19 protein-coding genes are annotated in these 21,165 nt (G+C 70.8%); 8 read left to right on the forward strand and 11 right to left on the reverse strand.

The genetic code is table 11. The features are described from left to right. The first annotated feature begins 42 nt into the window (after positions 1-42). Together VZQ01_RS24900 and VZQ01_RS24905 are read left to right on the forward strand one after the other, a co-directional pair. The gene (locus tag VZQ01_RS24900) at positions 43-1,749 is read left to right on the forward strand and encodes a fatty acyl-AMP ligase (RefSeq protein ID WP_426748987.1); all 1,707 of its coding nucleotides are present in this window, start codon (positions 43-45) and stop codon (positions 1,747-1,749) included. A 291-nt stretch (positions 1,750-2,040) separates the two neighbouring features. Beyond that, a complete protein-coding gene (locus VZQ01_RS24905) occupies positions 2,041-3,138 on the forward strand; it encodes an NAD(P)/FAD-dependent oxidoreductase (RefSeq protein ID WP_426744863.1) in 1,098 nt (365 codons plus the stop codon). An 8-nt stretch (positions 3,139-3,146) separates the two neighbouring features. Here VZQ01_RS24905 and VZQ01_RS24910 read toward each other — a convergent pair whose 3' ends face one another. Continuing rightward, the gene (locus VZQ01_RS24910; RefSeq protein ID WP_426744864.1) at positions 3,147-3,791 is read right to left on the reverse strand and encodes a TetR/AcrR family transcriptional regulator; all 645 of its coding nucleotides are present in this window, start codon (positions 3,789-3,791) and stop codon (positions 3,147-3,149) included. 90 nt (positions 3,792-3,881) lie between these two features. Between VZQ01_RS24910 and VZQ01_RS24915 the strand changes: the two genes are divergently transcribed. Next, positions 3,882-4,925: an SDR family oxidoreductase gene (locus tag VZQ01_RS24915; protein ID WP_223782724.1), complete on the forward strand. Its 1,044-nt coding sequence runs from the start codon at positions 3,882-3,884 to the stop codon at positions 4,923-4,925. Between the two features lie 97 nt (positions 4,926-5,022). Beyond that, on the forward strand, positions 5,023-6,132 hold the full coding sequence (locus VZQ01_RS24920; protein ID WP_426744865.1) for an MBL fold metallo-hydrolase: 1,110 nt from the start codon (positions 5,023-5,025) through the stop codon (positions 6,130-6,132). 3 nt (positions 6,133-6,135) lie between these two features. Here the strand turns inward: VZQ01_RS24920 and VZQ01_RS24925 are convergent, their stop codons facing one another. Both VZQ01_RS24925 and VZQ01_RS24930 read right to left on the reverse strand, forming a co-directional pair. Then, positions 6,136-7,491, reverse strand: coding sequence for a DoxX family membrane protein (locus VZQ01_RS24925; RefSeq protein WP_426744866.1), 1,356 nt, complete (start codon positions 7,489-7,491; stop codon positions 6,136-6,138). A gap of 348 nt (positions 7,492-7,839) precedes the next feature. Next, positions 7,840-8,781, reverse strand: coding sequence for a LysR family transcriptional regulator (locus VZQ01_RS24930; protein WP_223782722.1), 942 nt, complete (start codon positions 8,779-8,781; stop codon positions 7,840-7,842). 106 nt (positions 8,782-8,887) lie between these two features. On the opposite strand from VZQ01_RS24930, the gene VZQ01_RS24935 reads away from it, so the two are divergent. The 3 genes from VZQ01_RS24935 to VZQ01_RS24945 all read left to right on the forward strand — a co-directional run bounded on the left by VZQ01_RS24935 (position 8,888) and on the right by VZQ01_RS24945 (position 12,586). Then, a complete protein-coding gene (locus VZQ01_RS24935; protein WP_426744867.1) occupies positions 8,888-10,612 on the forward strand; it encodes an alkaline phosphatase family protein in 1,725 nt (574 codons plus the stop codon). A 504-nt stretch (positions 10,613-11,116) separates the two neighbouring features. Beyond that, positions 11,117-11,680, forward strand: a complete 564-nt coding sequence (locus VZQ01_RS24940; RefSeq protein WP_046716438.1) for a regulatory protein RecX — start codon at positions 11,117-11,119, stop codon at positions 11,678-11,680. Positions 11,681-11,809: 129 nt separating this feature from the next. Beyond that, a complete protein-coding gene (locus tag VZQ01_RS24945) occupies positions 11,810-12,586 on the forward strand; it encodes an alpha/beta fold hydrolase (RefSeq protein WP_223782720.1) in 777 nt (258 codons plus the stop codon). Between the two features lie 3 nt (positions 12,587-12,589). Here the strand turns inward: VZQ01_RS24945 and VZQ01_RS24950 are convergent, their stop codons facing one another. After that, entirely contained in the window at positions 12,590-13,501 is a 912-nt protein-coding gene (locus VZQ01_RS24950; RefSeq protein ID WP_426744868.1) for a LysR family transcriptional regulator, read from the reverse strand. Between the two features lie 90 nt (positions 13,502-13,591). Here VZQ01_RS24950 and VZQ01_RS24955 point away from each other — a divergent pair, with 90 nt between their 5' ends. Further along, complete coding sequence (locus VZQ01_RS24955; RefSeq protein ID WP_426744869.1) at positions 13,592-14,707, forward strand: aldo/keto reductase; 1,116 nt, start codon at positions 13,592-13,594, stop codon at positions 14,705-14,707. A 3-nt stretch (positions 14,708-14,710) separates the two neighbouring features. On the opposite strand, the gene VZQ01_RS24960 is transcribed toward VZQ01_RS24955, so the two are convergent. The 7 genes from VZQ01_RS24960 to VZQ01_RS24990 form a co-directional block, all read right to left on the reverse strand. Continuing rightward, on the reverse strand, positions 14,711-15,229 hold the full coding sequence (locus VZQ01_RS24960) for a Uma2 family endonuclease (protein ID WP_426744870.1): 519 nt from the start codon (positions 15,227-15,229) through the stop codon (positions 14,711-14,713). Positions 15,230-15,350: 121 nt separating this feature from the next. Further along, a complete protein-coding gene (locus VZQ01_RS24965; RefSeq protein WP_426744871.1) occupies positions 15,351-15,941 on the reverse strand; it encodes a Uma2 family endonuclease in 591 nt (196 codons plus the stop codon). A gap of 64 nt (positions 15,942-16,005) precedes the next feature. Then, positions 16,006-16,743, reverse strand: a complete 738-nt coding sequence (locus tag VZQ01_RS24970) for an SDR family oxidoreductase (protein ID WP_046716433.1) — start codon at positions 16,741-16,743, stop codon at positions 16,006-16,008. A 24-nt stretch (positions 16,744-16,767) separates the two neighbouring features. After that, complete coding sequence (locus tag VZQ01_RS24975) at positions 16,768-18,159, reverse strand: FAD-binding oxidoreductase (protein WP_223782717.1); 1,392 nt, start codon at positions 18,157-18,159, stop codon at positions 16,768-16,770. Positions 18,160-18,172: 13 nt separating this feature from the next. Beyond that, positions 18,173-19,618 (reverse strand): UbiA family prenyltransferase, encoded by a 1,446-nt coding sequence (locus tag VZQ01_RS24980; RefSeq protein WP_426744872.1) that lies wholly within the window; start codon positions 19,616-19,618, stop codon positions 18,173-18,175. A gap of 75 nt (positions 19,619-19,693) precedes the next feature. Continuing rightward, entirely contained in the window at positions 19,694-20,737 is a 1,044-nt protein-coding gene (locus VZQ01_RS24985) for a class I SAM-dependent methyltransferase (RefSeq protein ID WP_046716431.1), read from the reverse strand. 11 nt (positions 20,738-20,748) lie between these two features. Then, complete coding sequence (locus VZQ01_RS24990; RefSeq protein ID WP_426744873.1) at positions 20,749-21,132, reverse strand: MXAN_6627.5 family MYXO-CTERM protein; 384 nt, start codon at positions 21,130-21,132, stop codon at positions 20,749-20,751. Positions 21,133-21,165: the final 33 nt, after the last annotated feature.

Here is a 21,165-nt window from a genome sequence, read left to right on the forward strand (position 1 = left end):
GGACCCACGCTGCCCGCGGTGCGGTTCCCCACGGTGAACGCGATGCTCGCGTCGACGGCCGAAACGGACTTCCGGCTGACGTTCGTGGACGCGGCCGAGAAGGAGACCTCGCTGTCCTGGGCGGAGGTGTACCGACGCGCGCGGCGCACGGCGGCGGGGCTGTCGCGCCTGGGCGTGCGCGAGGGGGAGCGGGTGGCGCTGCTCTTGCCCACCTCGCCGGCCTTCATGGATGCCTACTTCGGCGCGTTGCTCGCGGGCGCGGTGCCGGTGCCCCTGTATCCGCCGGTGCGGCTGGGGCGACTGGAGGAGTACCACCGGACGACGGCGCGGATGCTCCAGGTGACGGAGGCGTGCCTGGTGCTGACGGACTCGCGGGTGCGGCTGCTGTTGGGCCCGAGCGTGGAGAAGTCCCGTCCCCGCCTGGGCTGCCACACGGTGGAGGACGTCTCGCGCGACGACGAGGGGCGCGAGGTGGAGGTGGGCGCCAACGCGCTGGGCCTCGTCCAGTTCTCCTCCGGCTCCACGGTGGACCCCAAGCCGGTGGCGCTGACGCACGGGGCGCTGCTGGCGCAGCTGAGGGCGCTGGAGGTGGCGATGCCGGTGCCGCCCGACAGTCCCCGGGTGGGCGTGAGCTGGCTGCCGCTGTACCACGACATGGGGCTCATCGGCTGTCTGCTCTCGGCGCTGCACTATCCGGGGAACCTGGTGCTGATTCCGCCCGAGGCCTTCCTGGCGCGCCCCGCGCTGTGGCTTCGCGCGGTGTCCAGGCACCGGGGCTTCATCTCGCCGGCGCCGAACTTCGCGTATGGCCTGTGTTTGAAGCGGGTGAAGGACGCGGAGCTGGAGGGCGTGGACCTGTCGTCGTGGAAGCACGCGCTCAACGGCGCGGAGCCGGTGTCCGCGGAGACGCTGCAGCGCTTCGTGGAGCGCTTCGAGCGGTGGGGCTTCTCCGCGCGCGCGCTGCGCCCGGTGTACGGACTGTCCGAGGCGTCGCTGGCCGTGACGTTCCCTCCGGAGGGCCGGGGTCCCCGCTCGCTGGGCGTGGACCCGGGGCTGCTCGCGAGCGAGGGCCGGGTGGAGGAGGGGGCGCGGAGGCTGGTGAGCGTGGGCTCGCCGGTGGCGGGCTTCGAGGTGGAGGTTCGCGACGAGCAGGGCGGGGTGTTGCCGGACAAGCGCGTGGGGAAGGTCTTCACGCGTGGGCCGTCGCTGATGAGCAGCTACTTCGGGGATGCGCTGTCCACGCGGCGCGCGCTGACGCTGGACGGGTGGCTGGACACGGGAGACCTGGGCTTCATCGCGGAGGGGGAGCTGTACCTGACGGGGCGCGCGAAGGACGTGGTCATCATCCGCGGGGCGAACCACGCGCCGCAGTCCTTCGAGGAGCCGCTCCAGTCGGTGGAGGGCGTGCGCACGGGGTGCGCGGTGGCGCTCGGCTTCACGCCCGAGGGTGGACAGGACGAGGCGCTGCTCATCCTCGCGGAGCGGGGTGGGACGGACGCCGACGAGGTGGTGGAGGAGCGCATCCGCGCGGCGGTGGTGGAGGCCACGGGCGTGCGTCCGCACACGGTGAAGCTGCTGGAGCCGGGGACGCTGCCGCGCACGTCGAGCGGGAAGCTGCGTCGGATGGAGGCGCTGCGGCGTCATCTCACCGGAGAGCTGTCGCCGCCGAAGAAGGTGGGAATGGTGGGCATGGCGGTGGAGATGGCGCGCAGCGCGCTCGCCATGGCGCGGGCGGAGCACGACACGTGAGTCGTCGACACTCCAGAGAACCGCCGTCGCCGAAGGTGGGCATGGCGGCGGAGATGGCGCGCGGCGCGCTCGCCATGGCGCGGGCGGAGCACGACACGTGAGTCGTCGAAACTCCGGAGAGGGTGGGCAAGGAGCTTCGTTTGTGAGACGCCGCGCCGCGCGGGTCCTGGCGGGAGACGTCCCCTGCGCGACAGGTGGCGAGAGGCCGAGCGCCACGCGGGGCCGAGCACCGCGCGGCTCCCGGATGTGGCGCCATTGCGCGGAGGCGAGGTCTCTGGCGGAGTCCGCGCCATGAGTCGGTATGACGTCGCGGTGGTGGGAGGAGGCCCGGCCGGGCTCGCCGTGGCCATCCACGCCGCGACGCGGGGACTGAACACCGTGGTCCTGGAGCGCGCCTCCTTCCCGGCCGACAAGGCCTGCGGCGAGGGGCTCATGCCCGCGGGGCTCGCGGCCCTGGAGCGGCTGGGCGCGCTCACGCACCTGGACCGCTCGCAGAGCGCGCCGTTCGTGGGCATCCGCTACGTGCAGGAGGATGGCAGCACGGCGGAGGGGATCCTCCCCGCGCCAGGAGGGCTCGGCGTGCGTCGGGTGGCGCTCGCCGAGGCGCTCGTCACCCGCGCGCGTGAAGCGGGCGCCGAGCTCCGTGAGCGCACCCACGTGGTGTCGCATCGCCGCGTCGGCGACGGCGTGACGCTGGAGCTGGTCGACGGAGAGGTCCAGGCGCGGATGCTGGTGGCCGCGGACGGGCTCGCCTCACCCCTGCGGCGCGCGGAGGGACTCGAACTGGACGCGGAGGGGCCTCGGCGCTTCGGCCTGCGCCGCCACTTCCAGCTCGAACCCTGGACCCCCTACGTCGAGGTGCACTTCGCGAACGGCGTGGAGGCCTACGTCACGCCCGCGGGCGCCCGGCGCGTGGGGCTCGCCTTCCTCTGGGAGGACGGAGGCGTGGAGGGGCGCGTGGGCTTCGAGACGCTGCTGTCGCGCTTCCCGAAGCTCGAGGCGCGCCTGTCCGCCGCGACGCCGGACTCGCAGGTGCGAGGCGCGGGTCCGCTGGCGCGCGTGGCCCGCGTGCGCGTGGCGGACCGCTTCGCCCTGGTGGGCGACGCCGCGGGCTACGTGGACGCGCTCACCGGAGAAGGCCTCTCCCTCGCCTTCTCCTGCGCGGAGTCGCTGGGCGAGCTCCTGCCGGACGCGCTCGCGAGAGGAGCGACGCGCGACGTGCTCCAGCCCTACGAGGCGCGCTTCCAGCAGGTGTTCCGCAAGTACGCCTGGGCCACGCGCTCACTCCTGATGCTGGCGCGCCGTCCCTGGCTGCGACGCCCCATCGTCCGGATGCTCGGCCACAGCCCGTGGCTCTTCGAGCGCATCCTCCACTCCGTCGTCGGGTGAGCCGAGCCTCACGGCCCCTTGCCCACCACCCATCCGACGAACATCTCCGACGAGCGCTCCAGCAGCGGCTCGATGGAGTCACTCTGGCTCTTCTTGCGCAGCGGCCCCTCGTTCCACAGCGACGCGAGCCCGTGCACCCAGGACCAGATGGTGAAGGCCAGGATGTCCATCTCCACCTTGCCCCCCGAGGCCGCGCGGACCTCCTGCGCCAGCTCCTGCAGCCGCGCGTAGGCGCGCATGCCTTCGGTGTGGATGCCCGCGTACTTCTCCACGTCGCTCCACTCCTGCCGGAACATCACCCGGTAGTGCGCCGGGTGCTCCACCGCGAAGCGCACGTAGCACCGCGCGAGCGCCTTGAGCTGGCCGTCGATGCGCGGCGCCCGGGCCTTCGTCATCGCCTCGTCCATCCGCGCGTTGAGCGCCCGATACCCCTCCTCCGCCACCGCCGCCAGCAGCGCGTCCTTGTCCCGGAAGTGGTGATACGGCGCCGCCGCCGTGACGCCCGCGCGCCGCGCCACCTCCCGCAGCGACACCGCGCCCACGTCCTCCGTCGCGATGAGCTTCAACGTCGCGTCCACCAGCGCCTGCCGCAAATCCCCGTGGTGGTACGTGCGCCGCTTGGGCGCCGCCGCCTTCTTCGTCCGGGTCGTCATTGCCCCAGCCTCCTTGCCCGCCCGTTCATCTTGACAGTGTTCAGACCGGCCTTTATTTGAACATCGTTCACATTAACGGGGAGCCGCTGGATGCGCGCATTCGTCACGGGCAGCACGGGGCTGTTGGGCAACAACGTGGTGCGGGCGTTGGTGGCGGGGGGGCACACGGTGCGGGCGCTGGCGCGCTCGCCGGCGAAGGCGCGCCAGGTGCTCGGTGGGCTGTCCGGTGTGGAGGTGGTGGAAGGGGACATGTTGGACGTGAAGGGCTTCGCGGCCGCGCTGGAGGGTTGTGACGTGGTCATCCACACGGCGGCGTACTTCCGCGAATACTACGCGGCGGGAGACCACTGGCCGAAGCTGTATGCCATCAACGTGACGGCCACGGTGGCGCTGGCGGAGGAGGCCCAGCAGCGCGGGGTGAAGCGCTTCGTGGACATCAGCTCCTCGGGCACGGTGGGCGCCAAGGCGGACGGCTCGCCCGGGGACGAGTCGACGCCGCCCGCGGCGCTGCTCGCCGGCAACCTCTACTTCAAGAGCAAGGTGGAGTCGGAGCGGGAGCTCAACGCCTTCAGCGCGCGCACGGGCATGGACGTGGTCTACATCCTGCCGGGGTGGATGTTCGGTCCCGGGGACGCGGGGCCCACCGCCGCGGGGCAGCTCATCCTGGACCTGGCCGCGGGGAAGATGCCGGCCCTGCTCGAGGGAGGCTCGTGCCTGGTGGACGCGCGCGACGTGGCCGAGGCCACCGTGGTGGCGGCCCAGAAGGGACGCTCGGGGGAGCGCTACCTGGTGGGCGGCGAGTTCGTGGACCTGGGCACGCTGACGCGGACGATTGAGGCGGTGTCGGGCATCCCCGCGCCGCGCAGGGTGCTGCCCCACGCGCTGGCGCTGATGTTGGGCGCGCTGGGGCAGACGTGGGCCCGGCTGACGGGGGGCGAGACGGCGCTGACGGTGGAGGGGGTGCGCGTCATGCGCGCGAAGCTGCGGGTGGACTCGTCCAAGGCGAAGCGGGAGCTGGGGGTGCGCTTCCGCCCGCTGGAGCAGACGCTGCGCGACACGGTGGACTGGCTGCGTGAGCACAAGCCCCAGATGGCGTCCGCCGCGAAGCGTCCTCGGGTGGCCACGTCCTCCTGAAGAGTCCTGCGCGGCCGCGTGCCCGCCATTACGATGGAGACCCGCCCTCGCCCTGACCGGAGGGCGTGGCCGTTGGCTTCGATGGAGCGTCGCCCCCATGCCCCAGGCGTCCCTGGCCCGTTGGTTTCCCTCGTCGACCGCCCTGTGGGGCCTGCTCGCCTGCGCGCCGCTCGTGGGCGGCTGCCTCTTCGCGGGCCCCAGCCACCGGGGGCCGCCGATGGCGCATTTCGACGGGGAGAAGTTCCAGAACATCGGTGACGCGCCGATGCTGTCGGCGTCCGAGCTGATTGGCGCGGCGCTGAAGGAGCCTCGCGGCGCGTGGCGCGAGTACGAGGACCTTCCCCCCGGCAGGCCCCCGCCCGAGCGCGTGGGCCCGGGCAAGCTCAAGGTCACGCTCATCAACCACGCCACCGTGCTCATCCAGGCGGACGGGGTGAATGTGCTGACGGACCCCATCTACTCGGAGCGGCCCAGCCCGGTGCCGTGGGTGGGGCCCAAGCGGGTGCACCCGCCGGGCATCCGCTTCGAGGACCTGCCGCCCATCGACGTGGTGGTGGTGAGCCACAACCACTACGACCACATGGACCTGCCCACGCTGCGCAGGCTGGAGGCGGCGCACCAGCCGCGCTTCATCGTCGGGCTGGGCAACAAGGCGCTCCTGGATGACGAGGGGTTCCGTCACGTGGAGGAGCTGGACTGGTGGCAGGCCACGCGGGTGACGCCGGAGGTGTCGGTGACGGCGGTGCCCGCGCAGCACCGCTCGAACCGGGGGCTCACGGACCAGGCGGAGACGCTGTGGGCCGGGTACGTGGTGTCGACCACGGGCGGGCCGGCGTTCTTCGCGGGGGACACGGGCTTCGGTCCGCACTTCGCGATGATGGCCGCGCGCTTCGGGCCCATGCGGTTGTCGGTGTTGCCGATTGGGGCCTACCGGCCGCGCGTGCTCCACACGGTGCACATGGGGCCGCGCGAGGCGCTGGATGCGCACAAGGTGCTCGGCTCCTCCACGTCGGTGGCCATGCACCACAACACCTTCCCCATGGCCTTCGACGGGCAGGACGAGGCGAAGTTCCTGCTGTTGCGGCTGCTCGCGCGCGAGGAGGTGCGCCCGCGTTTCTGGGCGCTGGGCTTCGGCGAGGGGCGCTTCGTGGAGCCCCTGCCCCAGACGCCCGCCGCGGTGGCGAGCGTGTGCCCGGCGGAGCGGTAGGCGTCAGCGGTTGTAGGGCTTCTCCTGCACCCAGTGGAAGCCGCGTCCGCGCAGCTCGAAGTTCGAGATGTCCACCGGCTTCAGTCGAACGTGGACCTTCGCGCCGTCGACCTCGCCCTCGAGCACGAAGTGCTCCGCATCCGGCGTCTCGCGCTGGAGGGTGGCCACGGGCTTGGCGTCGTCGCCCCGTCCCGACATGAGGAGGATGGACTTGCCGGCCTCGCCCTCCTTCACGGGGAAGTAGCGGCGTACGTCATTCATCAGCCGGGCGGCCACCACATTGCGGCCGACGGAGACGGCGCGCCAGCGATGCGGGTCCGTCAGCAGGGGCGGGAGCTCCTGGCCGTTCCGGGTGAAGGACTCGACCTTGTAGAGGCCTCCGAAGAGCGGCGGGGGCGCGCCGTCGCCCCACTGGGTGTAGCGCTCGTGGCCCTTGGTGACGTTGTTGTGGAGCAGCCAGCCGATGAAGAGGACCTTCACGGCACGCGAGGCCCAGAAGACGCGCGGGGAGAGGGTGAAGGGGAGCTCGAGGGACGCGGGCTGGGTGGCGCGGTTGAGGACGAAGACGTTGGCGAGCCGGCGCAGGTCCGGCAGCGTGAGGAAGACGGCGAAGAGCAGGAGCTGGGTGGAGTAGAGCTTGACGGGGACGTCGTAGAAGAAGTTCAGCGCGACGACGTTGGACATGACGCCGATGACCACCAGCGCTCCGAGCGTGGTGGTGCGACGGGCGAGCAGCAGCAGGCCGCCCAGCACCTCGGCGCCTCCGGTGAAGAGGTTGTAGCCGGGGGAGTGGCCCATGAAGGTCCACAACAGGCCCATGGGGGAGAAGTCGCCGAGGGACTGGGTGAGCCGCTCGACGGACGCCATGGGGAACTGCGACTTGAAGACCTTGGAGAAGCCGTAGCCCAGCATGGGGACGGCCAGCAGGTAGCGCACGTAGAGGTGCAGCAGGGCGTGGGCCTTCTCGTAGCGCGGACGTCGCCGGTCGACGAGGGACCACACGCCGGTCGCGACGAGGGCGAGCGCGAGGAAGACGGCGGTCTGGGCATAGTCGATGGCCTTGTCGCCGCTGCCCGTCTGCGCGAGAGAGAGCTCGCCCTGGTAGCCGGCCACGTTGCGGGTGACCCAGGGGACCACGAGGTTCCAGAAGTCGGAGATGGCCTCGGAGATGGGCTCGCCGATGACGGGGACGACATACACCGGGAAGGGGAAGGCGTAGAGGAGGACGTAGGCGCAGACGAAGCGGAAGCCGAGTCGCTTCGCCAGGCTCCACGGAGGAAGGGACGGCTCGGGCGCGACGGTGGGCGTCACGGGCGCGACGGGCTCGGGCGCGGAAGGGACGGGGGCGGCGGTGGTCATGGCGGCCTCGGACCGCCGAGCGTAGCCAGGGGCGTCGCGCGGACTCAAAAGGTGGTTGTCCGGTGGGGTGACGCGACGCGTGGTGAACGAGCGTGTCGGGCGCTGGGGCGTCGGCGGTCACGCGCGTTTGGGGGGCTGGGGCGGCGGTCGCGTGCGTTCGGAGACAGGGGAGTGTCGACGCTCACGAGTGTTTGTATCGGTATCAGGTGGTGCGTCATCGACGCGGCTTGTCCGAGGTGCCTTGTGAACCCCGCGCGTGAGGCTTCGTCGTCGAGAGCGAGCGGTGCGTTGGCGCGATGCGGCGGGGCGTCTCGCCAGAGACCGCCGTCCCTGCTCGGTCGGACCCCTTCAGCGAGCGGAGCGTCGTGTGGGGCGGCGACGCGGCTGGCTTCGAGGCGCGGCGGTCAGGGGCTTCTCGCCCTCGGTGCGCAGGGCGTCGATGAGCCGGAGCGCCGAGGGGTTCTCGGGCGCGTTCGCGCGTTGCACGGAGTAGATGAGGTTGGTGACCTGCTTGCGGCCGGGCGCGGGGGCGATGACGACGGTGCCCTGGCGCGCGGCCTGGGCGACACAGTGGTCGGGGAGGATGGACCAGCCGTGTCCGGCGGCCACCGTGCCCACCACCTCCTCCAGCTCCTCGAAGTGGTACGTGCCGCGCATCGAGCGGGGCTGTCGTCCGTAGTGCCCCTCGAACCACTTGCCGAAGACGTACTCGCACTCGTCATAGGTGACGAAGGTCAGGTCCTCGAAGGCCTCGAGCCGCGGGAAGGTCTTCCCCTTGGCGCCAGGGGGCCCGACGAGCACGAGCTGTTCTCGCCACACGGGCGCGGTGAGCAGCCGGCTGGACACATGGGGCAGGTAGACGAAACCCACGTCACAGGCGCCGTCCTCCAGGGACTTGAAGACCTGTTCGGCCGTGGGGAAGCGCAGGGAGTATGGGGCCGCGAGTCGCTGACGGGCGAGCAGGGGATAGAGCACGTAGCGACCGAAGCCGCTCACGGAGGCGATGCGCAGGGGCTCGGCGGGTGCGTCACCGGTCCGCAGTCCGCGCGCGAGTCGGCCGAACTCGTCGAAGAAGCGCTCGCACAGGGCATGCAGCTTCGCGCCCGCGTCGGTGAGGGTGAGCGTGCGCGTGGTGCGGTCGAAGAGCACGGTGCCGAGCTGCTCCTCGAGCTGACGCACCTGGTAGCTCACCGCGGGCTGGGTACGGTGGAGCACGGTCGCCGCGCGACTGAAGCCGCGCTCCCGGCTCACGACGAAGAAGGTCTGGAGATAGCGAGGGTCCAGGTCCATCCAACCATTCTATGGGATTCATCCAGTCTATCCATTGGATGGATGAGGGCCGTGGCTCGCAGGATGCCTTCCACGCCGCGGTGCTCGCGGTGGTGGAGGCGGAACCATGGCGGCTTCGTTGAGTCGGGTGCTCATGTCGGTCGGCTGTCTGCTGGGGGCGCCGGGCTCCGGAGCGGGGCAGGCGCGGGAGTCGGAGCTGTCCTCGGGCAGGGTGGGGAGGCGGCAGGTGGCGCCGCCGCGGGGTGGCTCGCGGCCGGTGGTGTCGCCGGGCGAGGAGGTGGGGGCGAGGCCGTCGCTGGTGGTGTTCCTGGTGTTCGATGGACTTCGCTACGACGACCTGGAGCGCTGGCGTCACCGCATGGGGCCGGGCGGTTTCCGTCGGCTCCTGGAGGGTGGCACCGTCTTCGATGCCGCGCGCTATCCGTACGCGACGACGAAGACGTGTCCGGGGCACGCGACGCTCGCGACAGGGGCGCTCCCCGGAGCGCACGGCATCATCTCGAACGAGTGGTACGAGCGGGAGACGGGCGCGGACGTGAGCTGTGTTCGGGACCCGGCCAGCCCGCCGCTCGATGACCCGAAGGGGAAGGGGGTGTCGCCCTGGCGGCTGCGGGTGGCGACGTTGGGAGACCGCTTGCTGGAGACGCACGGTGGCTCCTCGCGCGTGGTGTCGGTGTCACTGAAGGACCGCGCGGCCATCATGCTGGGCGGGCAGCGCGGGCAGGCGTACTGGTGGGGCGCGAAGGGCTTCACCACGAGCCGTCACCATGCGCGCGAGCTGCCGACCTGGGTGTCCGAGTTCAATCAGGCCCTGGGCTCGCGGAGGGGAGGCGCGTGGGCACGGAGTGCGGAGGCGTCCGTGTATGGCTCGCTGGGCCCGGATGATGACGCGCGCGAGCGCCCGCCCGAGGGACTGGGGCGGACGTTCCCCCATCCGCTGACCACGGAGGAGGCGTTCCTGTACACGCCGCTGGGGGCGGAGACGTTGTTCGAGCTCGCGCTCGCGGGCGTGAAGGCGGAGCAACTGGGCAAGCGCCCGGGGGCGCGAGACTTGCTGGCCATCGGCATGTCGAGCGTGGACGTGGTGAGCCACAGCTTCGGGCCGGAGAGTCACGAGACGGTGGACATGCTCCTCCGGTTGGACCGGGCGCTGGCCGTATTCCTGGAGGCGATGGACCGAGAGGTGGGGCTGTCGAAGGTGTTGGTCGCGATGAGCGCGGACCATGGGATGGCGCCCGCGCCCGCGCGAGCCGAGCAGCGGTTGTCGGGGGAGACGGTGACGCGGGACGTGGACGCGGCGATGGATGAGGCCTTCGGCGCGGAGGACTGGGTGGAGGCGTTCAGCGCGCCGCATCTGTACCTTCGTCAGGCGCGATTGAAGGCGCGGGGTGTGTCGCTGGAGCAGGCGGTCGAGGTGGCGAAGAAGGCGGCGCGGGCCGTGCCGGGAATCGCGGAGGTGGTGTCCGCTGCGGAGGTGAGCGCGGACCGGGCGGAGGGTTTTGCCCGGAGGGTGCGGCAGGAGTACGTGCCCGCGCGCTCGGGAGAGCTGGTGCTCATCGCGGACCCGCATGTGCTGCTCGCGCCGGATGACGACCATGCGAGCACGCACGGGACGCCCTACGAGTACGACACGCACGTGCCGCTCATCCTCTACGGCCAGGGGCTGCCCGCCGTGCGACATGGGCGCGCCGTGACGCCACTGGACCTGGCGCCCACGCTGGCCTCCTGGCTGGGCGTGGCGCTGCCGGAGGCCTCGGGGCTGCCGCTCTGTGAGGCGCTGCCCCCACGCGCAGGCACGCCCGCTTCGTGCTCGGAGCCTGCTACACGGTGATGCGAGGGGCTCGCGGCTCCGTGAGGTGCTGCCCTATGAACAGGCACGCCCGCTTCGTGCTCGGAGCCTGCGGCTACACGGTGATGCGAGGGGCTCGCGGTGATGCTGAAGCCACCGTGAGGCGCTGCCCCCACGAATCGGCACGCCTGCTTCATGTTCGTAGCGCGCGGCCATACCGTGATGCGGGGAGTGTTCGCGGCAGTGCTCCAGGCCCTGTGACTCCGCAGTCCTGCTCTCCCGCTGATGCTCCGCGCAAGTGAAGGAAAGAGGGCGTGCGGTGGTGCGCGAGGGGCAGTGACTTCGCGGGTCCGCTCGGTGGCCCGACCTCCCTGCGAGGCGATGGCTCGCTGGGGCGTGGACCCCGTCGTCCGGGCGGCGCTGTCATCCGCGCGTCCTCGGCAGTGGGGGAGGCGGACGAGGGGCCTGCTCGTCCGTCCGCCCTCGTTTCGTCGGGGTATCACCCGAGCGGCGTCTTCGTCGGACCGCCCTGATAGATAGGGCGGCGTGGAAGACGACCGGACCGGACAGGACAGCAGGCCCCCGAGGAAGCAGAAGCGACCCCGGAAGGTGTCCGCTCGCTACCTGGAGAACGCGGCGCTGCACTACTTGAAGCGCTACGCCTCCACGGTGAGCCAGCTCAAGCGCGTGCTCGTGCGCCGCGTGGACCGCTCGGTGAAGGAGCACGGCGGGGACCGCGCGGAGGCGCTCGGGTGGATTGACGCGCTCACGCAGAAGCTCATCCGCAACGGCCTCATCAACGATGATGCCTACGCGGGCATGAAGGCGCAGTCGCTGCGCGCGGCCGGGCGCAGCACGCGGGTGATTGCGCAGAAGCTGCGGATGAAGGGCGTGGCCGCGGACCTGGTGCAGCGCAAGCTGGCGCAGGCCACCGCGGAGGTCTCCGACGAGGACGCCGCGCGCATCTGGGCCCGCAAGAAGCGCCTGGGCCCCTTTCGCAAGAACCTGGCGACGCGCGAGGAGAACCGTCAGAGGGATTTGGCCTCCCTGGCGCGCGCGGGCTTCTCGTTCGGGATTGCGAAGAAGATCATCGACGGGTCGCTCGACTGAGCATGGCCGTGCGCGGCCCGTGATGCCGTGAAGCAGTTTTGCGCGAAAGAACGAAGCTATCAAGTCGCGCCGCGTTCCCGTACGTCCCCGCGCGACCGGAATGTCTCCGGTCACGCACGGGGGCATGGGATGAACGCGACGCGAGAGACGCGCACAGTCACGCTGGAGGACCTGCGGCTGCACTGCACGCTGCTGGGCGAGGGGCCTCCGTTGCTCCTCCTTCACGGCTTCACCGGTGCGGGCGAGGACTGGGGCCACGTGTTCGACCTGGACGCGCTGGCCCGTGAGTACCGGCTCGTCATCCCCGACCTGCGAGGCCACGGCCGGAGCCACAATCCCTCGGAGGACTTCACCACGCGCCAGTGCGCGACGGATGTCCTCGCGCTCCTGGACGCGCTGGGCATCGAGCGGTGCCGAGCCATCGGGATGAGCCTGGGTGGCAACACGCTGCTTCACGTCGCCACGCGAGCACCCGCGCGCGTGGAGCGGATGGTGCTGGTCTCCAGCACGCCGTACTACCCCGCGTCGGCCCGCCGCATCATGGCGACCTACACGGAGGCGTCGCGCTCGGAGGCGGAGTGGGCGGACCTGCGCTCGAAGCACGTCCACGGAGACGCGCAGATTCGAGCCCTGTGGCGACACGTCCGAGGCTTCGCGGACAGCTTCGATGACATGAGCTTCACGCCGCCGCACCTGGGAACGGTGCGCGCGCCGACGCTGCTCGTCCAGGGAGACCAGGACCCGCTCTATCCGGTGGAGCTGACGGTGGAGCTGCACCGCTCCATTCCGGAGTCCCGCTTGTGGGTCGTCCCTGGTGAGGGCCATGTCCCGCTCTTCGGGGCGTGGCGTGAGGTCTTCGTCCGCACGGCGCTGGCGTTCCTTTCGGGGCCGACGCCCACGGGGTGAGCCTCAGGCGCGTGTGGGCGTGGGAAGCATCTTCCGGGCGAGCGCGACGAAGGCCTTCAGCGCGGGTGAGGCGCGAGCCCGGTGGGGGTAGTACAGGAAGAGGCCCGGGACGGAGGGTGCCCAGTCTTCCAGCACGGCCCGCAGCGTCCCCTCGCGCAACGCCGGGGTGAGCTCCGGCTCGGCGAGGTACGCCAGGCCCACGCCCGCCACGGCCATGCGCCGCGTGAACTGCGAGTCGTCCGTGACGAGCGGCCCCTTCACCGCGATGCGCAGCTGCTTGCGCCCGCGCTCCAGCTCCCAGTGGTACGGCAGGCCCGTGGTGGGGGCGCGGTAGCCGATGCACTCGTGCTGCGCCAGGTCCGCGGGGCGCGTCGGCGTCCCATGCTTCTTCAGGTAGGCCGGCGAGCCGACGATGAGGAAGCGGAAGGAGGGCGACAGGCGCAGCTGCACCATGTCGCGCTCCACGGACTCCGTCAGCCGCAGTCCCGCGTCGAGTCCCTCCGTCACGATGTTCACGAACCGGTCCGTGACCCGGACGTCGACGCGGACATGGGGATGCTCCTGGAGGAAGCGGGGGATGACAGGCTCGATGACGGTGGCGAGCCCCATCACGGGCACCGTGAGCCGGAGCGTGCCGCTGATTTCGGACACGTCCGCGGACAGGTGCTCCAGCGCGCCCAGCGCCGACTCCAGTCCTGGCCCCGCGCGCTCCAGCAGGCGCTGCCCCATGTCCGTGAGCGACACGCTGCGCGTGGTGCGGGAGAGCAGGGCGCCGCCCACGCGCTCCTCCAGCATGCGCACCGTCTGGCTCACCGCGGAGGTGGAGACGCGAAGCTCCTTTCCCGCGCGCGTGAAGCTCTTGTGCCGGGCGACGGCGACGAACGCGGCGAGCTCGTTCAGGGGTGTCAGGGCCATTGTGAAGCCATCCTAAACAGTGTTTGCGATTCCAGTCTCTTCTCGAAAAAGCCCGTGGGCGGCAGTTTGAGGTCATCCACGGAGGCACGCATGACGACGACGAACCGCATCGACACGCTGTCGAGGTACCACCTGCTGGGCCGCTCGGGCCTGCGGGTGAGCCCGCTCGCGCTGGGGGCCATGACGTTCGGCACGGAGTTGGGTTGGGGCAGCCCCAAGGACACGGCGCACCGGCTGCTGGCCCGCTACCTGGAGGCGGGCGGCAACTTCATCGACACGGCGGATGGGTACACGGGCGGCACGAGCGAGGCGTTCATCGGGGACTACTTCGCGGAGCACGGCGGACGGGACAGCGCCGTCATCGCGACGAAGTTCACCGTGAACGCGATTCCCGGGGACCCGAACGCGGGCGGCAATGGGCGCAAGAACCTCCGGCGCTCGCTGGAGGCGTCGCTGCGTCGGTTGAAGACGGACTACGTGGACCTGTACTGGCTGCACGCGTGGGACGGAATCACGCCGCTCGAGGAGGTGATGTCCACGATGACGGACCTCGTGCGCTCGGGGAAGGTCCGCTACATCGGGCTCTCGGACGTGCCGGCCTGGTACTTCGCGCGGGCGCAGACGCTGGCGGAGAAGGAGGGGTGGGAGCGGGTGGCCGCGTTGCAGCTCGAGTACTCGCTGGTGGAGCGCAACATCGAGCGCGAGCACATCCCGGCCGCGTTGCAGCTGGGCGCGAGCATCACGCCGTGGAGTCCGCTGGCCTCGGGGTTGTTGTCGGGCAAGTACACGCGGGAGCGCGGCGTGGTGAAGGGGGATGGGCGCGTGGCGGCCATCCAGGGGGGAGGGAACCCGGGCTTCGAGAAGCTCTTCACGGAGCGCAACTGGGGCATCGTGGAGGCGCTGCTGGAGGTGGCGCGGGAGCTGGACAGGCCGCCGGCGCAGGTGGCGCTGGCGTGGGTGACGCGGCGGCCGGGCGTGGCGTCGACCATCATCGGGGCGACGAAGCCGGAGCAGCTGGAGGCGAACCTGCGCGCGCTGGACGTGGTGATTCCGGAGGCGCAGGCGGCGAAGCTGGAGGCGGCGAGCCGTCCGGAGCTCGTCCACCCGTACCACTTCTTCGAGAACGAGTTCTTCACCAGCGGCATGTTCACGGGAGGCACGTCCGTGCGAGCGGAGCCCACGTGGTTCCGCCCGGCGGCGCGCTGAGCCTCAAGGCATGGGACGCTGGAGCGAGCGCCACAGCCAGCTCCAGCGCAGCGGCAGGTCCTCGAAGGGCGGGACGCGGATGAGGTCCTCGTGCTCGTGATGGACGGCCACTTCGCTCCAGTGGCCCTCGCGCAGCTCGCTCACGGTGAGCGTGCGCGCCTCCAGGTCGATGAGCCACAGGTGGCGGATTCCGAGCCTCGCGTAGAACGGACGCTTGATGCGCACGTCGTACGAGCGGGTGGACGGCGACAGGATTTCACAGACCCAGTCGGGCACGGTGGTCCACTGTCGCTCGGGGAGCGTGGGGACTCGCTCGCGTCGCCAGCCGGCGAGGTCGGGGATGAACTCGGGAGAGCCCTCGGCCTGGATGCCGGGCTCGACCATGAGCCACCAGCCGCCCGGGCCGGGATTGCCGAGCTGGAAGGGACCATCCAGCTCGCCGAAGAGTCTCAAGCCCAGATACACATGTCCGCCCCCGGGGCGGGCATGCGTGTACAGCGCACCATCGATGATCTCGCCCACGACGCCCTCGGGCAGAGCCTCGAGGTCGGCGAGGGTCGCGACACCCTTTGTCTCGCGCTTGCCGTAGGCCATGCCCCGAGTGTGGAGATAGCAGCGTCGTCTGACAAGCCGACGCGAGAGGCTATGTCCCGGAGGTGGTTTCCAGGAGCGGCCAGAGCTCGCCGAGCCTCAGCTCGAGGTCCTCGAACGGAGGCACTCGGATGACGTCCTCATCGCAGTAGGTCCCGACCTCCACCCACTGTCCCTCGCGCAGCTCGCTCACCAGCAAGGTGCGTGCGTCCAGGTCGATGAACCACAGATGATTGATGCCTATCCGCGCGTAGAAGGGGCGCTTGATGCGCAGGTCGTAGGCGCGCGTCGATGGCGACAGGACTTCACAGGCCCAGTCGGGCGCGACGAGCCACGAGCCCGTCGGAATCCTCGCCACCCGGTCCTTCCTCCACCCCGCGACATCCGGAATGAACTCAGGAGAGCCCTCCAGTCGGATACCGGGCTCCACTTGAATCCACCAACCTCCAGGCCCACCTCGCCCCTGCTGGAAGGGCCCTCGGAGTGCGGCAAACAGGCCGCCCAGCGTGTCCATATGCCCAGCACGCGGCTGGGCATGCACATACAACGTTCCCTCGATGATCTCGCCCACGACGCCCTCGGGCAGAGCCTCGATGTCGGCGAGGGTCGCGACACCCTCTGTTTCGCGTTTGCCGTAGGCCATGCCCCGAGTGTGGAGATAGCAAAGCCGTCTGACAAGCAGCGCCGCTCCCGGCGTCCGTTTACAGCTAGAGCTTCAACTTCTTGAACACGGATTCCGGGATGCTCTTGATGATGAGCATGATGAGCGCCCAGATGCCGGGGACGTAGACCTCGTTCTTGCGCCCGTCCGCCGCGCTCAGGAGTCCGCGCGCCACCTTCTCCGGCGAGGCGAACAGCTTGTTCTTCGGGATGTGCGCCGTCATCGGCGTGTCCACGAAGCCGGGCTTCACCGTCACCACCGCCACGTTGGACTTCGCCAGCCGGTTGCGCAGGCCCTGGAGGAACACGTTCAGCGCGCCCTTCGACGCGCCGTACACGTAGTTGCTCTGCCGGCCGCGGTCTCCCGCCACCGACGAAATCACCACCAGCGTGCCCGCCTTCTGCGCCTCGAAGCGGTTCGCCAGCGCCGTCAGGAGCGACACCGCGCTCAGGAAGTTGGTGCGCAGCACCGCCTCCGTCGCCGCCCACGAGCGCTGCGCCTCCGTCTGGTCTCCCAGCACCCCGTGCGCCAGCACCACGCCGTCCAGCCCGCCCAGCGCCTGGAACGCCCCGTCCACCAGCGCCTCGTGCGCGCTGAAGTCATTCAGGTCGAGCGCCTTCGACTCCACCTTCGCGGCGCCCCGCGTGGCGGCATCCTTCGCCACCGCGTCCAGGTTCTCCACGTTGCGGCCCACCAGGTACAGCGAGGCACCGCGCGCGGCGAGCAGTCTCACCGTCGCCTGGGCAATGGCGCTGGTGGCGCCGAGGACGAGCACTTTCTTCATGGGGCTTGGAATCTCGAAGAGGGGTCAGCGAAGCGCAAGCAGGGATTGCGGCGCGGCGGCTCCGCCCTTCCGCTCCGACTCCAGCGAGAAGGGCAGGGCCACCGGGTTCATCCGCCGCCAGAAGGACGAGGAGAAGGCCGGGTCGATGTAGCCCGCGAACTCCGCGCGGCGCGGGAAGTACGCCGCGAAGCTCTCCGGGCTCATCCGCGCGTCCTTCGCCGGATACACCGCGCCGCCCGCCTCGCGCGTGAGCTTGTCCAGGTCCTCCACCAACCGGTACGTCTTCTCCCCCCGGTTGGCGAAGTCCATGGCCAGCGTCACGCCCTGGCGCGGGAAGGACAGCCACCCTGGAGAGGGGATGTCACCGAAGGTCTTCAACACCGACAGGAAGCTGGGCAGCGCGCCGCGCGAGCTGCGCTCCAGGATTTCCTTCAGCGCGTCGCGCGCCGTCGCGTACGGCACCACGCACTGGAACTGGAGGAAGCCACGCCGGCCGTAGATGCGGTTCCAGCCGTAGATGGCGTCCAGCGGATAGAAGAACGGATCGTAGTGCGTCAGCCGCTGCTTCGGCTTGCCGTTCTGCCGGTGGAAGTACAGCCAGTTGAACGCCGACACCGACAGCCGGTTGAGGCAGAACGCCGGCATGTCCATGGGCACCGCCAGCCCCATGCCGTGCGACAGGTGGCTCTTCGCCAACGGCAGCCGGTCGAACTGCGGCGGCGCGAAGTTGCCCCGGTAGAGCAGCCCGCGCCCCAGCTTCCGGCCCCGCGCCAGGCAGTCCACCCACGCCATGGTGAACTCGTGGTCCGCCTCGGACTCGCGCGCCACGACCAGGAACTCATCCAGGTTCCCGAAGGGCACCGTCTCCTGCAACACGAACGGGTTGCTGATGGGCTTGAGCTGCACCTCCGCCCACGTGACGAGCCCCGTGAGCCCCAGGCCCCCAATCGTCGCCCCGTACCAGTCCGGGTTCTCGTCCGGCGCGCACACCCGGCGGCTGCCATCCGAGCGCAAGAGCTCGAAGCGGCGCACGTACCGGCCGAACGTCCCGCCACGGTGGTGGTTCTTGCCGTGCACGTCGTTGGCGATGGCGCCGCCCACCGTCACGTACTTGGTGCCCGGCGTCACCGGCAGGAACCAGCCGCGCGGCACCGCCAGACGCAAGAGCGTGTCCAGCGACACGCCCGCCTCGCAGCGCACCACGCCCGTCGCCGCGTCGAACGCGATGAGCCGGTCCAGCCCGGAGGTGAGCAGCAGCGTGCCGCCCCCGTTCAGACACGAGTCGCCATAGCTGCGCCCCAGCCCGTGCGGCAGCACCGCGCCGGACACCTCGGGCAGCGCGTCCGAGCGCCACGTCAGCGCGTGCGTGCGCTGCTCGACTCGGGGATAGCGTCCCCAGGACTCCAGTGCCTTCATCGCGCAAGCCCTCTCACGTGGCCGCCCACAGCACCAGGGCCGCGACCAGCCCCACCGCGTAGCTCACCCGGTCCCTCAGCGCGAAGACGAGCGGGTCCTCGTTCACCTGCCCGCGATGCGCCAGCACCCAGATGCGGCCCACCCAGTACAGCATCACCGGGCACAAGAGCCACAGCCGCTCGGGGTGGTCGTAGTACACCGTCACCTCCTTCGAGGTGATGTACAGCGCCAGCACCAGCACCGACACCTGGCCCGCCGCCGCGCCCAGGCTGGCCAGCTGCTCGTAGTCCTGCGCCAGGTAGCCTCGCCCGTGCGCGGAGGTCTCGTTGGACAGCCGGAGCCTGCGCACCTCGGAAAGCCGCTTCACCAGCGCCAGCGACAGGAACAGGAACATGCTGAACATCAACAGCCAGCTCGACGTGGGCACGCCCACCGCCAGCGAGCCGCCGAAGATGCGCACCGTGTACAGGCCCGCCAGCACCAGCACGTCCAGCATCACCACCTGCTTGAGCCTCAGCGAGTACGCCAGGGTCAGCGCGTAGTACGTCGCCAGGAGCGCCGCGAAGGCGGGCGGCAACAACAGACACACCGCCGCGCCCGCCAGCAGCAGGAGGGGCGCCATCACCACCCCCACGCTCACCGGCAGCGTGCACGCCGCGAACGGACGGTTCTTCTTCGTCGGGTGCCGCCGGTCGGCGTCCAGGTCCAGCAGGTCGTTGAGCACGTACACGCTGGACGCGCACAGGCTGAACGCCACGAAACCCAACACCGCCTTGAGCAGCAGGTCCGGCGACGCGGCCTTGTGCGCGGCGAGCAGCGGCACGAACACCAGCGCGTTCTTCGCCCACTGGTGCACGCGCAGCGCCTTCACCCAGACGCGGGGGCTCGTCTTCGGCTTCTCGAAGACCTTGTGCACGGCGCGTCCCAGCCCGTGCGCCTGCTTCAGCACGCCCGAGGGCGCGTGCACCACCACCACCTGCCGCGACTCGCGCCACAAGGGCACGTCCACCGCGTCGTTGCCCGCGTAGTCGAACGTGCCGAGCGACGCCTTCAGCTTCGCGAGCTTGCGCGCCCCGGACAGGTTCTCCTGGCCGTCGCTCGCGTGCACCTCGGCGAACAGCCCCAGGTGCGAGGCCACGGCCTGCGCGATGCGCTGGTCCGCCGCGGTGGCGAGCACCAGCCTGCGCCCTTTCGCCTTCTCCTCCTGGAGGAAGCCGAGCAGCTCCTCGTTATAGGGCAGCAGCGAGGCGTCCAGCGCGGCGCGCCGGGCCACCTCCGCCTTGAAGTACGCCTTGCCCTTGAGGACCCACAGGGGAAGGAGCAGCACCAGCCAGGGCGCGCGCTTGAAGAGGACGAGCAGGTTCTCGTGCAGCGTGTCGGTGCGCACCAGCGTCCCGTCGAGGTCGACGGCGAGCGCCACGTCTGGCGAATCAGCGGAGAGGGGAGTCTCGGGAACCATGGGCAACGGGAGGCGCAGGGTAGCCCATCGGCGCCTCCTCCAGGGGGCGGAAGGACGTGCCCGCCCGGACGAGACTCAGTCGAGCCGCGCCACGTGCAGCGTCTGCAGGGGCAGGTGGCGGATGGGCCGGCTGCTCTCGATGCGATAGCCCGCGTCGTCCAGGAAGCCCTCCACCTCGGCCGGCGTGTACGCCGCCGCGCCCGACGTCACGAAGTAGTGCAGGCCGATGAGCGGCGCGGAGCTGGAGGGGTCCTGGATGTCCTCGCGCAGGTACTCGAGCACCGCCAGCGTCCCCTTGGGCGCCAGCGCCCCCCGGATGCGGCGCAGGAGCGCCACGTTCTGCGCGGGCGTCAGGTGGTGCATCACCTGGAACAGCAGCACCCCGTCATACGGGCCGCCCAGGTCCGCGGTGAGGATGTCCCCGGCCTGGTGGGTGACCAGGTGGCTCAGCCCCGCGCAGGCGATGATGTCCCGCCCCACGCGCACGCTGCCCTCCAGGTCCAGCACCGTCGCCTTCAGGCCCCGGTTGCGCCGGCACATCTCCGCCGCGAACCAGCCGTGCGCCCCGCCCAAATCCAAGAGCGTCTTCGCGCCCCGGGGCAGGGGGATGGCGCTCGTCACCTCGGGGGCCGCCAGCCGGGCGAGCTGGTGCATGGCGTGGATGTAGTCACGCCAGCGCGGGTCCTCGGGGGCGAAGCCGTGGATGTCCACCGCCTCGCCCGTGCGCACCACGCCCTCCACCTGGCTCCACCAGTCCCACTGCGCGTAGTTGAACTCCAGGAACGCCCCCACGTACTGGGGCGAGCGCGGGTCCAGCCACCGCTTCGAGCGGGGCGCCAGCCGGTAGCGGCCGTCGCGCTGACGCTCCACCGCCTCACAGGCGATGAGGGCCTCCAGCAGCGAGCGCATCCCCTCGGGGGACAGCTTCAGCCGGGCGGCCAGCGCCTCGGAGGTCGCCGCGCCGTCCGCCAGCGCGCCGTACACCCCCAGCCGCACCCCCGCCATCAGCGTGCGCGAGGCCATCATCCCGAAGAAGGCATGGGCCAGGGGCTTGGGGGCCAGGTTGAGCCAGTCCGCCACGCGCTCCAGCAGGTTGTCCGCCTTGAGGCCCAGCCGCATGCACGCGTCCCCTATCCTCGGTTGCGCCGGGGCCGGGCCAGTCCGACCAGACCCACCAGCACCAGCGCACCCTCCGCGCCCATCAGACAGCCTACCTGCTCCGCCTTGCGCACACCCGTGTAACGGCACTTCCCGTCATCACAGGTGAAGCGCGCCGAACAGTCGCCGCTGTGGCGGCAGACGGTGTTCACCCGCCCGGTGCCGTCCTCGCCCTCCGGGTTGTCGCGGTCCGGCCCGCCCTCGCCGGAGGATGCGTCCGGCAGGGGGATGATGATGCCCCCGTCGGCGCCCGCGTCGTCAGCAGACTGGGCCCACGCGAGCGCGGGGGACACGAGGGACAGGCACGCCAGCAGACCGAGGGTCCGGGCACGGAACAGGTGACGGAGAGAGGCCATGACGGGGTCGTCACCCTAACCGCCCGGCGGCAC

It is taken from the genome of Myxococcus faecalis, assembly GCF_050039385.1.
GTDB classification, from domain to species: Bacteria; Myxococcota; Myxococcia; order Myxococcales; family Myxococcaceae; genus Myxococcus; species Myxococcus fulvus.